We start from the raw sequence: 14403 nt of genomic DNA on the forward strand, positions 1-14403 counted from the left end.
CGGGGCGCGGGTCTCCCGCGAGATTGCAAAATCGGAGCTTTCGTCCGTGTCGCGCACCCGCGCCGACGCGGCCGCCCCGGACACCCACCAACCCATGAGAACCTTGATCCCATGACAGTGAACTACCCCCGAATCGGCGTGATCGGCGCCGGCGCCATGGGGCGCGGCATCGCGCAGATCGCCGCCCAGGCCGGCAGCGAAGTGCTGCTGCTCGACAGCTTCGCCGGTGCCGCCGAGCGCGGCCGCGAAGCCCTCGCCGCCCAATGGAACAAGCTGCACGAGAAGGGCAAGATCGACGCCCCCACGCGCGACGCCTACGCGGCGCGCGTGAAGGCGGTCGACGGCATGCAGGCGCTCGCAGGCTGCGACCTCGTGGTCGAGGCCGTGGTCGAGAACCTCGAGGTCAAGCGCACGCTGTTTCGCGAGCTCGAGGACGTGGTCGCGCCCACGGCCACGCTGGTCACCAACACCTCGTCGCTGTCGGTCACCGCCATCGCGGCGGGCCTGCAGCACCCCGCGCGCTTCGCGGGCTTCCACTTCTTCAACCCCGTGCCGCTGATGAAGGTGGTCGAGGTGGTGGCGGGCTTCAAGACCTCGCCCGAGGTCTGCCAGAAGCTGGCCGGCTATGCCACGCAGATGGGCCACAGCGCCGTGCAGGCGCAGGACACGCCCGGCTTCATCGTCAACCACGCGGGCCGCGGCTACGGCACCGAGGCGCTGCGCATCGTCGGCGAAGGCGTGGCCGACTTCGCCACCATCGACCGCATCCTGAAGGACCAGGCCGGCTTTCGCCTCGGCCCGTTCGAGCTGCTCGACCTCACGGCGCTCGACGTGTCGCACCCGGTGATGGAATCGATCTACCACCAGTACTTCGAAGAGCCGCGCTTCCGTCCCAGCGTGATCACCGCGCAGCGCCTGGCCGCTGGCGCACTCGGCCGCAAGACCGGCGAAGGCTTCTACCGCTACGACAACGGCGTGATGCAGCAGACGCCCGAGGCGCCGGCGCCGGTGATCGAAGGCACGCCCGCGGTCTGGGTGTCGCCGCGCGCCGCGCGCCGCGCCGAGCTGCTGCGCCTGGTGAACACGCTGGGTGCGCAGATCGACAGCGGCAGCGCTCCCGCACCGCAGTCGATCATCCTGGTCGCGCCGCTGGGCTTCGACGTGACGACGGTCGCGGCGGTCGAGCGGTTGGACGCCACGCGCACCGTCGGCATCGACATGCTGGTCGACGACGCCGCCACCAAGCGCCGCGTGCTCGCCACCAACCCGGCCACGCGCCGCGACGTGCGCGACGCCGCGCACGCCCTCTTCGCGCGCGACGGCAAGGCCGTGAGCGTGATCCGCGACAGCGGCGGCTTCGTCACGCAGCGCGTGATCGGCGCCATCGTCAACATCGCCGCCGACATGTGCCAGCAGCGCGTGTGCACGCCGGCCGACCTCGAGACCGCCGTGCAGCTGGGCCTGGGCTATCCGCGCGGCCCGCTCGCCATGGGCAACCTCTACGGGCCGACCAACATGCTCGAAGTGCTGTTCAACCTGCAGACCGTGTACGGCGACCCGCGCTATCGCCCGAGCCCGTGGCTGCGCCGCCGCGGCGCGCTGGGCCTGAGCCTGCTGCACGAAGAAGAATAAGCACGCACACCATGACCGCCGAACTCAAGAGCACCAGCGAAGGCAGCACCATGGTGCTGACCATCGTCAACCCGACCCAGCGCAATGCGCTGGGCCCCGAGATCTATGCCGCCGGCATCGAGGCGCTGAACGGCGCCGAGAGCAGCGACGAGATCCGCAGCGTCGTCATCGTGGGCGAAGGCGCCTGGTTCTGCGCCGGTGGCTCGCTGCAGCGGCTGCTGGCCAACCGCCAGCTCGACCGCTCGGTGCAGGCCGAGAGCATCGAAGGCCTGCACAACTGGATCGACTCGATCCGCACCTTCCCCAAGCCGGTCATCGCGGCCGTCGAGGGCGCGGCGGCCGGCGCCGGCTTCTCGCTCGCGCTGGCCTGCGACTTCGTCGTGGCCGCGCGCGACGCCGTGTTCGCCGCCTCGTACAGCAACGTGGCGCTGTCGCCCGACGGCGGCCTCAGCTGGCACCTCGGGCAGGCGCTGCCGCGCCAGCTGGCGAGCGAATGGCTGATGAACGGCGAGCGCATCGAGGCCGCGCGCCTGCATGCCTTCGGCCTCGTCAACGAGCTCACCGACAGCGGGCAGGCGCTGGCGGGCGCGATGGCCCTGGCCACGCGCCTGAACGCGCGCGCACCGAATTCGCTGGCCAGCATCAAGGAGCTGCTGAGCGACGCGCGCGGCGCCACACTGGCGTCGCAGCTATCGCAGGAGCGCGATCATTTCGTGCGCAACCTGCACCACGCGAACGCGGGCATCGGCATCGCCGCGTTCCTCGACAAGACACCGCCTCGCTACGAGTGACGCCTCACGGCGTCGCTCCCGAGACACCCCACAGCTTTTCAGTCGCCGAGAGGACAGACCATGGACGACCCCATTCTTACCATCGAAGAACGTGAAGCGATCAACAGTGGTCGCTGGTTTTCTTCCCTATCTCCATCACTACGGCACGACATCCTCCGATGCGCCTTTGTCAAACGCTACAAGGACGGCGACCTGCTCGCCGCGCGCGGCGACCCGCCCGAGCACTGGATCGCCTGTGCCAAGGGGGCATTGCGCGTGAGCTCGACCGCGGTGTCGGGCAAGCAGGTGACGCTGACCTACGTCGAACCGGGCATCTGGTTCGGCGACGTGGCGATGTTCGACGGGGAACGGCGCACGCACGACACGTACTCGCACGGCGACACCACCGTGCTGTGCGTGGCGCGGGCCGACTTCCAGAAGATTCTGGCCACGCACGTCGAACTGTACGAAGCGCTGATGCGGCTGCAGGCACGCCGCATCCGCACGCTGTTCGGGCTGGTGGAAGACCTCAACACCCTGCCCTTGCGCGCACGCCTGGCCAAGCAGCTCATTCATCTGGTGCGCAGCTACGGCGTGCCCAGCCTGGACGACGGCAGCCAGACGCGCATCGGCCTGCAACTGGCGCAGGAAGAACTCGCGCAGCTGCTCGGCGCCTCGCGCCAGCGGGTCAACCAGGAACTCAAGACGATGGAGCGCGAGGGCACCATCCGGATCGAGCCGGCCGGACTGGTCGTGCTGGACCGCTCGGCGCTGATGCAAATCTCCGTAGCAGACAACTAAAAGAATCGACATGAGCCAGGACTTCTCCAGTTTCATCGGCACCCGCGCGGTGTCCCAACAGCACACCTTCGACGTGGACGCGCTTGCGGCCTGGCTCGAAAAGAACCTCGAGGGCTTCCAGGGTCCGCTGACGGTCGAGATGTTCAAGGGCGGTCAGTCGAACCCGACCTACAAGCTCGTCACGCCCACGCAGAGCTACGTGATGCGCGCCAAGCCCGGCCCGGTCGCCAAGCTGCTGCCTTCGGCCCATGCGGTCGAGCGCGAATACAAGGTGATGCGCGGCCTGCAGGGCACCGACGTGCCCGTGCCGCGCATGTACTGCCTGTGCGAAGACGAGTCCATCATCGGGCGCGCCTTCTACATCATGGAGTTCATGCAGGGCCGCGTGCTGTGGGACCAGTCGCTGCCCGGCTTCAGCAACGCCGAACGCGCCGCCTACTACGACGAGATGAACCGCGTCATCGCGGCGCTGCACACTGTCGACTTCGCCGCCCGCGGCCTGGGCGACTACGGCAAGCCCGGCAACTACTTCGAGCGCCAGATCGGCCGCTGGAGCAAGCAGTACAAGGCCTCGGCCGACGGCGCCGGCGAACTGTCGCAGCCCATCGAAGCCATGGAGCGCCTGATCGACTGGCTGCCCGCCCACATGCCGGCGAGCGCACGCGACGAAAGCAAGGTCTCGATCGTGCATGGCGACTACCGCCTGGACAACGTGATGTTCCACGCCACCGAGCCGCGCATCATCGCGGTGCTCGACTGGGAACTCTCCACGCTGGGCCACCCGCTGGCCGACTTCAGCTACCACTGCATGTCGTGGCACATGCCCCCCACCACCGGCCGCGGCATCGGCGGCGTGGACGTGGCTGCGCTGGGCATTCCCACCGAGAGCGAATACATCGCCCGCTATTGCGAGCGCACGCGCATCAGCACGCCCGAGGCGCTGGCGCCCGACTGGAATTTCTACCAGGCCTACAACCTGTTTCGCATGGCCGCCATCCTGCAGGGCATTGCGAAACGCGTCGAAGCCGGTACCGCATCGAGCGAGCAAGCCGTGGCGTCCGCCCGTGGCGCACGGCCGATGGCCGAGATGGCCTGGCAATTTGCCCAAAAGGCATAGCCAGCCCTCCCCCTTAACCCCACCAGGAGACAGCATGGATTTCGAATATTCGGCCAAAACCAAGGAGCTTCAGAAGCGCGTTCTCGCCTTCATGGAAGACCACATCTACCCGGCCGAAGCCGAGTACAGCGCCGAACTGGCCGCCAACACGGTCGCCGGCAAGCGCTGGAGCGCCCTGCAGACCGTCGAGAAGCTCAAGGCCAAGGCCAAGGCACAAGGCCTGTGGAACCTGTTCCTGCCAGTCGACAGCGCCTCGGCCTCGGGCTATGAGGGTGCGGGCCTGACCAATCAGGAATACGCCCCGCTGGCCGAGATCATGGGCCGGGTGCCATGGGCCTCCGAAGCCTTCAACTGCTCGGCGCCCGACACCGGCAACATGGAAACCATCGCCCGCTACGGCTCGGAAGAGATCAAGGCGCGCTGGCTCAAGCCGCTGCTCGAAGGCCAGATCCGCTCGGCCTTCGCGATGACCGAACCCGACGTCGCCTCCAGCGATGCCACCAACATCGCCACGCGCATCGAGCGCCAGGGCGACGAGTACGTCATCAACGGCCACAAGTGGTGGATCTCCGGTGCCGCCGATCCGCGCTGCGCCGTGTTCGTCACCATGGGCAAGACCGATCCCGAAGCGCCCAAGCACTCGCAGCAGAGCATGGTCATCGTGCCGGCCGATGCCAAGGGCATCCGCATCGTGCGCCCGCTGAACGTGATGGGCTACGACGACGCGCCGCACGGCCACGTCGAGATGTACTTCGAGAACGTGCGCGTGCCCGTGGGCAACATCCTGCTGGGCGAAGGCCGCGGCTTCGAGATCGCCCAGGGTCGCCTTGGCCCCGGACGCATCCACCACTGCATGCGCCTGATCGGCCTGGCCGAGCGCGCGCTCGAGCTGATGTGCAAGCGCGCCTCGTCGCGCGTGGCCTTCGGCAAGACCGTCGCCTCGCAGACCGTCACGCAGGAACGCATCGCCGAAGCGCGCTGCAAGATCGACATGGCCCGCCTGCTCACGCTGAAGGCCGCCTGGCTGATGGACGTGGCCGGCAACAAGGTCGCGCGCACCGAGATCGCCATGATCAAGGTGGTGGCGCCCACCATGGCCTGCCAGGTCATCGACTGGGCCATGCAGGTCCATGGCGGCGGCGGCATGTGCGACGACTTCCCGCTGGCCTCGGCCTATGCGCAGGCGCGCACGCTGCGCTTTGCCGACGGTCCGGACGAAGTGCACCGCAACGCGATCGCCAAGTGGGAGCTGGGCAAGTACGCCGCCGACAAGTCGGGTGCCACCGCCGACGCGCCTGTCACGCGCTTCTGATCCAGACAAAAGAAAGGGCGCGATCGCCGCGCCCTTCTCTTTCCGATCTGGCCATGCCGCCTACGCCTTGCGCGTCGGCGGCATTTTTATTTACCGCATTCGGTCAGAGCTTCTTCTGCAGGAAGACGGCGTGGCCGAATTCCGGATCGAGCTGGTAGCTGACGAAACCCTCGCGCTCGTAGCTGCGCAGCGCGGGCGCATTGCCCGACAGCACTTCGAGCGTGAGCTTGCAGGCGCCGCGCCGACGGGCTTCCTGCTCGACCTGCGCGAACATCTGTTGCGCCACGCGCTGACCACGGTGGCTGGCGCGCACGACCACGTCGTGCACGTTGACCAACGGCTGGCAGGCGAAGGTCGAAAAACCCTCGATGCAGTTGATCAGGCCCACGGGCGTGTCGCCGTCGAAAGCCAGCACGCTGAACGCCTGCGGCCGCGCCGCCAGCGCGGCGGGCAGGCCTTCGCGCACCGACGCGGGCAACGGCGTGCCGCCGCCGGCCGGGTCGCGCGCGTAGCTGTCGAGCAGCTCGACCACCGCCGCCGCCTGCAGCGGATCGCGGTAGTCGGCGAGGCGGGTTTCGATGCGGTTCGCCGTCGTCATGCGGCGGGCTTGAGCGTGGCTGCGAGGCGCTCAGCGCAAGACTGCGACTGCTTTGGATCGCGCGCCTCGACCATCACGCGCACCAGCGGCTCGGTGCCACTCGCACGGATCAGCACGCGGCCCGCATCGCCCAACTCGGCCTCGATGCGCTTGGTTTCGCTGGCGAGCGCCTGGTTGCTCTTCCAGTCCTGGTCGGGCGCGAGGCGCACGTTGATGAGCGTCTGCGGGAACAGCGTGACGCCTTCGAGCAGCTGCGCCACCGTCTTGCCGCTGCGCACGCAGGCCTGCAGCACCTGCAGCGCGCTGACGATGCCGTCGCCCGTGGTGTGGCGATCGAGCGCCAGCAGGTGGCCGGAGCCCTCGCCGCCGAGCAGCCAGCCACGCTTGTCGAGCTCCTCGAGCACGTAGCGGTCGCCGACCTTGGCGCGCACGAACTCGATGTCCTGCGCACGCAGGGCCATCTCGACGGCCTTGTTGGTCATGAGCGTACCGACCACGCCCGCCGGCTTCTCGCCGCGCGCGACGCGTTCGGCCACCATCAGGTACAGCAGCTCGTCGCCGTTGAACAGGCGGCCGCTGGCGTCGACCAGCTGCAGCCGGTCGGCGTCGCCATCCAGCGCGATGCCGTAATCGGCCTTCTGCGCCGTCACGGTGGCGACCAGTGCCTCGGGATGCGTGGCGCCGAAGCCCTTGTTGATGTTGAGCCCGTCGGGCGCGCAGCCGATGCTGGTGACGTCCGCGCCCAGTTCGTGGAACACGTTCGGCGCCACCTGGTAGGCCGCGCCGTGGGCCGCATCGACCACCAGCTTCATGCCGCGCAGCGACAGGTCGTTGGCGAAAGTGCTCTTGCAGAACTCGATGTAGCGGCCGTCCGCGTCGTTGAGGCGGCGGGCCTTGCCCAGATTGGCCGAATCCACCCAGACGGGCTCTTCCTCGAGCGCGGCCTCGACGGCCAGCTCCCAGGCGTCGTCGAGCTTGGTGCCCTGCGCGCTGAAGAACTTGATGCCGTTGTCGGGAAAGGCGTTGTGGCTGGCGCTGATCACCACGCCCAGGCTGGCGCGCTGGGCGCGCGTGAGGTAGGCCACGCCCGGCGTGGGCAGCGGACCGAGCAGCACCACGTCGACGCCGGCGGAGTTGAAGCCCGACTCGAGCGCCGACTCGAGCATGTAGCCCGAGATGCGGGTGTCCTTGCCGATCAGCACGGTGGGACGGGCCTGGGTTTTCTTGAGCACGCGGCCGACGGCGTGCGCGAGACGCAGCACGAAATCGGGGGTGATGGGCGATTGGCCGACCGTGCCGCGGATGCCGTCGGTGCCGAAATACTTACGGGTCATGTTGTTGCTCTTTGAAGGTGTTCTTGCGGTGCCTCCGCGCGCATGGCACGCCATACGGCGAGGGCGGCGACGGTGTCGCGTACGTCGTGCACCCGCACGACCGCCGCACCGCGGTCCACGGCCAGCACGGCGGCTGCCACGCTGGGCACGGTACGCCCGGATGCATTGTCGATGCCGGTGACGGCCCCGATGGAGGACTTGCGGGACCAACCTAGCAACAAGGGGTAACCGGTTGCCAACAATTCCCGCTGTCGACCGAGGAGCGCGAAGTTCTGCGCCACGCTCTTGCCGAAACCGACGCCCGGATCGAGCGTGATGCGCGCAGGGTCGATACCCAGCGCCATCAGGGGCGCCAGTTGTGCGTCCCAGAAAGCCAGCACCTCGGGAATCACGTCGCCCTGCATCGGCAGCGTCTGCATGGTCTGCGGGTCGCGATGCATGTGCATCAGGCAGATGCCGCAGGTCGGGTGCGCCGCCACGGCCTCGCGCGCGCCGGGCTGGCGCAGGGCCCAGATGTCGTTGACGATGTCCGCGCCCAGGTCGAGCACGGCGCGCATCACCTCGGGCTTGTAGGTGTCGATGGACAGCGGCACGTTCAGCTTCACCGCTTCGCGCACCACGGGCAGCACGCGCGCCAGCTCGGCGTCCAGCGGCACGGCGGGACTGCCGGGGCGGGTCGATTCACCGCCGATGTCGAGGATGTCGGCGCCGTCCTTCAGCAGCTGCTCGCAGTGCTTCAGCGCGGTCTCGGTCGACGCGTGCGCGCCGCCGTCGGAGAAGGAATCGGGCGTGACGTTGACGATGCCCATCACGCGCGGCTGCGCGAGATCAATCCTGAAACGCGAGGTCTGCCAAACCGCACCATCTGGCTCACCATGGAAAACGGGGCCAGGGGCCCCGTTGTTGCTTGATTTCAAGCCCACCTCAAGCGGCGGTCGGCGCCGGGTCAGGATTGACGGCCGGCGTGCCACCACTGCCGCCGCTGCCCGAAGGCGGGATGCGCGGCGTCCAGTCCTTGGGCGGACGCGGTGCACGGCCGGCCATGATGTCGTCGAGCTGTTCGCTGTCGATGGTTTCCCATTCGAGCAGCGCCTTGGCCATGGCGTGCATCTTGTCGCTGTTCTCTTCGATGAGGCGGCGCGCCAGGGCGTACTGCTCGTCGATGATGCGGCGCACCTCGCCGTCGACCTTTTCCATGGTCTGTTCGCTCATGTTGGTCGTCTTGGTGACCGAGCGGCCCAGGAACACTTCGCCTTCGTTCTCGGCATAGACCATCGGGCCCAGCGCGTCGGTCATGCCGTAGCGCGTGACCATGTCGCGGGCGATGGAGGTCGCGCGCTCGAAGTCGTTGCTGGCGCCGGTGGTCATCTGGTGCATGAACACTTCTTCGGCGATGCGGCCACCGAACAGCATGCTGATCTGGTTCAGCATGTACTCGCGGTCGTAGCTGTAGCGGTCCTGCGACGGCAGGCTCATGGTCACGCCGAGGGCGCGGCCACGCGGAATGATCGTGACCTTGTGGACCGGGTCGCACTTGGGCAGCAGCTTGCCGATGAGGGCGTGGCCGGACTCGTGGTAGGCCGTGTTGCGGCGCTCTTCCTCGGGCATGACCATGCTCTTGCGCTCGGGGCCCATGAAGATCTTGTCCTTGGCCTTCTCGAAGTCCTGCATCTCGACCACGCGCGCATTGCGGCGGGCGGCCATCAGGGCGGCTTCGTTGCACAGGTTGGCCAGGTCGGCGCCCGACATGCCGGGCGTGCCGCGGGCGATCACGCTCGGGTTCACGTCCTGGCCCAGCGGGACCTTGCGCATGTGGACGGCCAGGATCTGCTCGCGGCCGCGGATGTCCGGCAGCGTGACGTACACCTGACGGTCGAAACGGCCGGGGCGCAGCAGAGCGGCGTCAAGGATGTCGGGACGGTTGGTGGCAGCCACGACGATCACGCCGAGGTTGGTTTCGAAGCCGTCCATCTCGACCAGCATCTGGTTCAAGGTTTGTTCGCGCTCGTCGTTGCCGCCGCCGAGGCCGGCGCCGCGCTGACGACCCACCGCATCGATTTCGTCGATGAAGATGATGCAAGGCGCGTTCTTCTTGGCGTTCTCGAACATGTCGCGCACGCGGGCCGCGCCCACACCGACGAACATTTCTACGAAGTCGGAACCCGAGATCGAGAAGAACGGCACCTTGGCTTCGCCGGCGATCGACTTGGCCAGCAGCGTCTTGCCGGTGCCCGGAGGGCCGACCAGCAGCAGGCCGCGCGGAATGCGGCCGCCGAGCTTCTGGAAGCGCTGCGGGTCTTTGAGGAAGTCGACGACTTCACGGACTTCTTCCTTGGCCTCGTCGCAGCCTGCGACGTCGGCGAAAGTGACCGTGTTGTTGTTCTCGTCCATCATGCGGGCCTTGCTCTTGCCGAAGCTGAACGCCCCGCCCTTGCCGCCGCCCTGCATCTGGCGCATGAAGTAGATCCACACGCCGATCAGCAGCAGCATCGGGCCCCAGCTGACCAGCAGGGTCATGAGGAGCGAGCCCTCTTCGCGCGGCTTGACGTCGAACTTGACGTTGTGGTCGATCAGGTCGCCCACGAGGCCGCGGTCGAGGACCGTGGCGGTCGTGCGGATCTTGCGATCGTCGTTGGTGACGGCGACGATCTCGCCGCCGCCGGCGCCTTCAGGAATGATGGCGCTCTTGATCTGGTTGTTGCGGACCTGGTCCAGGAACTCGGAATAGCTCACCGTTCCCGAGCCGACGCCACCGCGGGTGTCGAACTGCTTGAACACAGTGAACAACACCATGGCAATGACGAGCCATACGGCAACTTTGGAAAACCACTGATTGTTCAAACGAAGCTCCAGTCGAAAGCGCGTGACGGGAATATGAAATACGCGCTGAGGGTACGCAATTGCGCCCCATTTTAGGCTTTTCAAGCTGCGAAAAGCGGACATTTCCCTATAGCAGCCATAGGCTGACAAGGGTTTGCGCCCCTGGAGGGCACCCCACGGCAAGGTATCAATGCGTATCGAGCGCCTTCAATCCCCTGCCGATGAGGAAGGTCTCGGCCGATTTGTCGCGCGATGCCTTGGGCTTGAGCGGCTTCACGACGCGGAAATTGGCCTTGAACATCTTGACCAATTCGTCGTACCCGCTGCCGTGGAACACCTTCGCCACCAATGCCCCTTCGGGCTTCATGTGGTGCTGGGCGAAGTCGATGGCCAGCTCGATCAGGTGCGCCACCCGGGCAGCGTCGGCCGAATGGATGCCCGACAGGTTGGGCGCCATATCGGACACCACCAGGTCGGCCTTGCGGCCGTCCAGCACCGCCAGCAGCTGCGCCAGCAGCGCGTCCTCGCGGAAGTCGCCCTGCAGGAAGGTCACGCCCTCGATGGGCTCCATAGGCAGCAGGTCGAGCGAGATGATGGTGCCGTTGAGATCGCCGACCGCCGCCCCGCCGGGCGACATGCGCCGCCGCAGGTACTGGCTCCAGGCGCCCGGGGTCGAACCCAGGTCGACCACCAGCTGGCCGGGCTTGACCAGCCCGAGCGACTCGTCGATTTCCTTGAGCTTGTAAGCCGCGCGGGCGCGGTAGCCCTCTCTGGTCGCGAGCTTCACGTAGGGGTCGTTGATGTGGTCGTGAAGCCACGCCTTGTTGACTTTTTTGCTTTTGGCTTTGGTGCTCATGAGGGTGTTCGTGTACGCGTCGATAATACGGGGATGCCCGCCATTCAACTTACCCCTGCCGAGCGCAAGGTGCACCGCGCCGAAGCTCACCACCTGGATCCGATCGTCATGGTCGGTGGAGACGGGCTCACCCCTGCCGTAAAAAAGGAGGCCGACGCGGCCCTGAAGGCCCATGGCCTGATCAAGGTGCGCGTCTTCTCCGACGACCGCCTCGCCCGTGACGCCATGCTCCAGGAGCTCGCCGACGAGCTCGACGCCGCCCCGATCCAGCACATCGGCAAGCTGCTCGTGCTGTGGCGCCCGAAGCCCGAAAAAGAGCGTGTGATCGACGAAGACCGCATGCCCGGCCCGCGCGACGTGAAGATCGTCAAGTACAGCAAGCGCGGCGGCCAACGCCCCGAAATCAAGACCCTGCGCGTGCTCGGCAACCAGCGCCTGACCCCTGGCGGCACCATCAAGCGCGCCAAGGCCAAGCGCCCGCTGTCGGCCAAGAAACGCAACCAGGCGGACTGAACTTGGTGGCAGCGCAAGGCGCCCAGCGCCATATCCTCTGCATGAAGTGGGGTACCAAGTACGGCCCCGAGTACGTCAACCGGCTCTACGCCATGGTGCGCCGCCACCTCAGCGGCGACTTCAAGTTCGTCTGCCTGACCGACGACGGCAACGGCATCCGCCCCGAAGTGACGTGCCTGCCCATTCCGCCGCTCAACCTCCAGCTGGCCCCGGGCCAGCGCGACGGCGCCTGGAAGAAGCTCACGACCTTCGAGCAGGACCTGCACGGCCTGCGCGGCACCGCCCTCTTCCTGGACGTCGACGTGGTGATCGTCGGCAGCCTGGACGCCTTCTTCGAGCAACCCGGCGAATTCCTGATCATTCACGACTACGCCCGCCCCTGGCGGCGCGAGCGGATCACGGGCAATTCATCGGTCTACCGCTTCGAGCTGGGCGCCCATGCCGACGTGCTGGCGTACTTCCGCGCCAACATGGACAAGGTGCAGGCCGAATACCGCAACGAACAGGCCTACCTGTCGGACGTGCTGCACAAGCAGGGCAAGCTGGCCTACTGGCCGGCGGCCTGGTGCCCGAGCTTCAAGTACCACGGCATCCCGACCTGGCCGACCAACTACTGGGAAGAGCCCTTCGTGCCCGAAGGCGCCCGTGTGATGGTGTTCCACGGCGAGTGCAACCCGCCCGATGCGCTGGCGGGACGGCGCAACCGCGCCTTCCGCTACATCCGGCCGGCGAGCTGGGTCGCCAAGCACTGGAAAGAGTAAAGCCGGAGGCGGCGGCGATGCGTGTCGCCGCCCCGGTTCAGCGTGGCGCCCGAGCGGCGCCGCCCATGCGCCACAGCAACGTGCCGGCGCAGGCCCACTGAACGAAGTACATGCCGGTGCCCACGGCGTGCCACAGCTTGAGGTTGTCGCGCGCCACGATGCGCGGCGCCACGGCGTACTGCTGCAACAGCGCCAGCAGCAACGCCGCCAGCACCAGGAAAATCGCAGTCAACACCGGCCCGGTCATGCCATCGTCGGCCTTCTGGCGGAAATGGATCAGCAGGATCAGTCCGCAGCCGATGGCGATCCAGCTTTGCGCCTCGAACAGCTGGGCGGCGAAATTGCCGGCCACCGCCGGGTTGCCGAGCCTGGCGAACAGCATCGGCACCACCAGGAAACCGATGGTGCTGAGGCTGCCCCACCAAAGGGCCGCCAGCATCAGCGCGACGCGGTCTTTCATCCGGCTCAGAGGTAGCGGACCGCCACGATCTCGTAGCGCTTGAGGCCGCCCGGCGCCTGCACTTCGGCCGTGTCGCCCTCTTCCTTGCCGATCAGCGCGCGTGCGATCGGGCTGGAGATGTTGATCAGGCCGAGCTTCAGGTCGGCTTCGTCTTCGCCCACGATCTGGTACTTGACGGCATCGCCCGACTCTTCTTCTTCGAGTTCGACGGTCGAGCCGAACACCACCTTGCCGCCGGCATCGAGCTCGCTCGGGTCGATGATCTGCGCGGCCGAGAGCTTGCCTTCGACTTCCTGGATGCGGCCTTCGATGAAGCCCTGGCGGTCCTTGGCGACTTCGTATTCGGCGTTTTCGCTCAGGTCGCCCTGGGCGCGTGCCTCGGAAATTGCGTTGATGACCCAGGGACGGTCGACCGTCTTGAGCTGGTGCAGTTCGGCACGCAGTTTTTCAGCGCCGCGCTTAGTGATCGGAATGGTGGCCATGTTGTTGGTTCTCCATAAAGCGAAACCGCCGAACGCTGCCGTTCGGCGGTCGATTGAGGGAATTGATCAGACGAGTGTGCGTCCGGTCAGCCGGCTCAGGATGGCGAGCGGGCTCGATTCGGGATTGTATTGCTTCGATGCGGCCAGATGAAGGGTCTGCTCGAGCATGTACTGGCCCGCCATCACGGCGTGCGAGGTCTGGTCCGAGAAGCACACCCACACCGAACCCGGCGGGAACTTGGCCGTTTCCTGCGGCGAGTTTTCCTGGTACGCCATGTCCGACTTCATGCCGTCGTGCAGCTGCAGCATCAGGTGGTCGTACTCGCTGCGGAACGACTTGGTGACGTGCAGCGCCTGCAGCAACTTAGCTTGCCAGCGCGCATAGGGCTTGGCCCGCGGCAGGAAGCGCTTGGCGATGTCCTCGAAAGGCTCGCCCACGCGCCACACGCGCGGTGCGCCGTCGGGATTGACGTTGGTGAACACGCGCAGGATGCGCTCGCCGTAGTTGGGACGCGACGGGAATGCATCGACGTGCAGGCGCCGGTCGTCGGCGCGCCACGACTGCACGCGTGTCTCGACCTGGGCCGGCCGGTAGCTGGTCGGCGCCAGGCGCAGGGCCGGCGTGTAGTGCGGCAGCAGCCCATGGATGAGCTGCTGAGCCTGCGTGCGAAAACGCTTCACCATCGCCGCCGCAGCGCGCTGCACCGCCTCGTCACCGACGGCGCCCTTGAGCTTGCCGTGGGCGTCGAGGCTGATGTTGCGCACGTCGGGCGACAGCAGGCTGGGCGTCAGCAGGCTGCGCTCTTCAGGCAGCAGCTCGAAGCCCAGCCGCGGGAAGTACAGCACCTTGCCGGTTTCCAGTTCCGCAATCCACGCCTCGTTGGGCGTGGCCGCGTTCCAGTCCGCGAGGTCCAGTTCGACCAGCTGCGTTTCCATGGCGGTGCCCG

General features: G+C 67.1%; 15 protein-coding genes. 7 read left to right on the plus strand and 8 right to left on the minus strand.

Going from position 1 to position 14403, the window contains the following annotated elements:
- Nucleotides 1-111 precede the first annotated feature (111 nt).
- Genes AC07OX_RS19510 through AC07OX_RS19530 form a run of 5 tightly spaced genes read left to right on the plus strand, consistent with a single transcriptional unit; the run spans nucleotide 112 to nucleotide 5632 of the window.
- Nucleotides 112-1632 (plus strand): 3-hydroxyacyl-CoA dehydrogenase, encoded by a 1521-nt coding sequence (locus tag AC07OX_RS19510; protein WP_495261608.1) that lies wholly within the window; start codon nucleotides 112-114, stop codon nucleotides 1630-1632.
- An 11-nt stretch (nucleotides 1633-1643) separates the two neighbouring features.
- Nucleotides 1644-2423 (plus strand): oxepin-CoA hydrolase, alternative type, encoded by a 780-nt coding sequence (locus tag AC07OX_RS19515; protein WP_070060542.1) that lies wholly within the window; start codon nucleotides 1644-1646, stop codon nucleotides 2421-2423.
- 60 nt (nucleotides 2424-2483) lie between these two features.
- A complete protein-coding gene (locus AC07OX_RS19520) occupies nucleotides 2484-3203 on the plus strand; it encodes a Crp/Fnr family transcriptional regulator (RefSeq protein WP_056581250.1) in 720 nt (239 codons plus the stop codon).
- Nucleotides 3204-3213: 10 nt separating this feature from the next.
- Nucleotides 3214-4320: a phosphotransferase gene (locus AC07OX_RS19525; RefSeq protein WP_139706561.1), complete on the plus strand. Its 1107-nt coding sequence runs from the start codon at nucleotides 3214-3216 to the stop codon at nucleotides 4318-4320.
- Between the two features lie 34 nt (nucleotides 4321-4354).
- A complete protein-coding gene (locus AC07OX_RS19530) occupies nucleotides 4355-5632 on the plus strand; it encodes an acyl-CoA dehydrogenase family protein (protein ID WP_062471546.1) in 1278 nt (425 codons plus the stop codon).
- Nucleotides 5633-5735: 103 nt separating this feature from the next.
- Here the strand turns inward: AC07OX_RS19530 and AC07OX_RS19535 are convergent, their stop codons facing one another.
- From AC07OX_RS19535 to AC07OX_RS19555, 5 genes are all read right to left on the minus strand, one after another.
- Nucleotides 5736-6230, minus strand: a complete 495-nt coding sequence (locus tag AC07OX_RS19535) for a GNAT family N-acetyltransferase (RefSeq protein WP_495261609.1) — start codon at nucleotides 6228-6230, stop codon at nucleotides 5736-5738.
- Nucleotides 6227-7564: a phosphoglucosamine mutase gene (gene glmM / locus AC07OX_RS19540; protein ID WP_447743853.1), complete on the minus strand. Its 1338-nt coding sequence runs from the start codon at nucleotides 7562-7564 to the stop codon at nucleotides 6227-6229. Before glmM ends, AC07OX_RS19535 begins: the two co-directional genes overlap by 4 nt.
- The gene (gene folP / locus AC07OX_RS19545; protein WP_495261610.1) at nucleotides 7561-8373 is read right to left on the minus strand and encodes a dihydropteroate synthase; all 813 of its coding nucleotides are present in this window, start codon (nucleotides 8371-8373) and stop codon (nucleotides 7561-7563) included. Before folP ends, glmM begins: the two co-directional genes overlap by 4 nt.
- A gap of 115 nt (nucleotides 8374-8488) precedes the next feature.
- Nucleotides 8489-10405, minus strand: coding sequence for an ATP-dependent zinc metalloprotease FtsH (gene ftsH, locus AC07OX_RS19550; RefSeq protein WP_062471558.1), 1917 nt, complete (start codon nucleotides 10403-10405; stop codon nucleotides 8489-8491).
- Nucleotides 10406-10571: 166 nt separating this feature from the next.
- Nucleotides 10572-11240 carry an RlmE family RNA methyltransferase gene (locus tag AC07OX_RS19555; protein ID WP_095947720.1) on the minus strand — a complete coding sequence of 223 codons (669 nt, stop codon included), beginning with the start codon at nucleotides 11238-11240 and terminating at the stop codon, nucleotides 10572-10574.
- Between the two features lie 33 nt (nucleotides 11241-11273).
- Here AC07OX_RS19555 and AC07OX_RS19560 point away from each other — a divergent pair, with 33 nt between their 5' ends.
- Both AC07OX_RS19560 and AC07OX_RS19565 read left to right on the plus strand, forming a co-directional pair.
- Nucleotides 11274-11753 carry a YhbY family RNA-binding protein gene (locus AC07OX_RS19560; protein WP_062471564.1) on the plus strand — a complete coding sequence of 160 codons (480 nt, stop codon included), beginning with the start codon at nucleotides 11274-11276 and terminating at the stop codon, nucleotides 11751-11753.
- Between the two features lie 41 nt (nucleotides 11754-11794).
- Nucleotides 11795-12514, plus strand: a complete 720-nt coding sequence (locus AC07OX_RS19565; protein ID WP_167395020.1) for a glycosyltransferase — start codon at nucleotides 11795-11797, stop codon at nucleotides 12512-12514.
- Nucleotides 12515-12551: 37 nt separating this feature from the next.
- Here AC07OX_RS19565 and AC07OX_RS19570 read toward each other — a convergent pair whose 3' ends face one another.
- The 3 genes from AC07OX_RS19570 to kdoO all read right to left on the minus strand — a co-directional run bounded on the left by AC07OX_RS19570 (nucleotide 12552) and on the right by kdoO (nucleotide 14392).
- Nucleotides 12552-12974 (minus strand): DUF4149 domain-containing protein, encoded by a 423-nt coding sequence (locus AC07OX_RS19570; RefSeq protein WP_139704608.1) that lies wholly within the window; start codon nucleotides 12972-12974, stop codon nucleotides 12552-12554.
- Between the two features lie 5 nt (nucleotides 12975-12979).
- Entirely contained in the window at nucleotides 12980-13456 is a 477-nt protein-coding gene (gene greA, locus AC07OX_RS19575; protein ID WP_056518766.1) for a transcription elongation factor GreA, read from the minus strand.
- Nucleotides 13457-13522: 66 nt separating this feature from the next.
- A complete protein-coding gene (gene kdoO / locus AC07OX_RS19580) occupies nucleotides 13523-14392 on the minus strand; it encodes a Kdo hydroxylase KdoO (RefSeq protein WP_495261611.1) in 870 nt (289 codons plus the stop codon).
- Nucleotides 14393-14403 lie beyond the last annotated feature (11 nt).

Source organism: Variovorax sp. GW821-FHT09D07 (genome assembly GCF_059416345.1).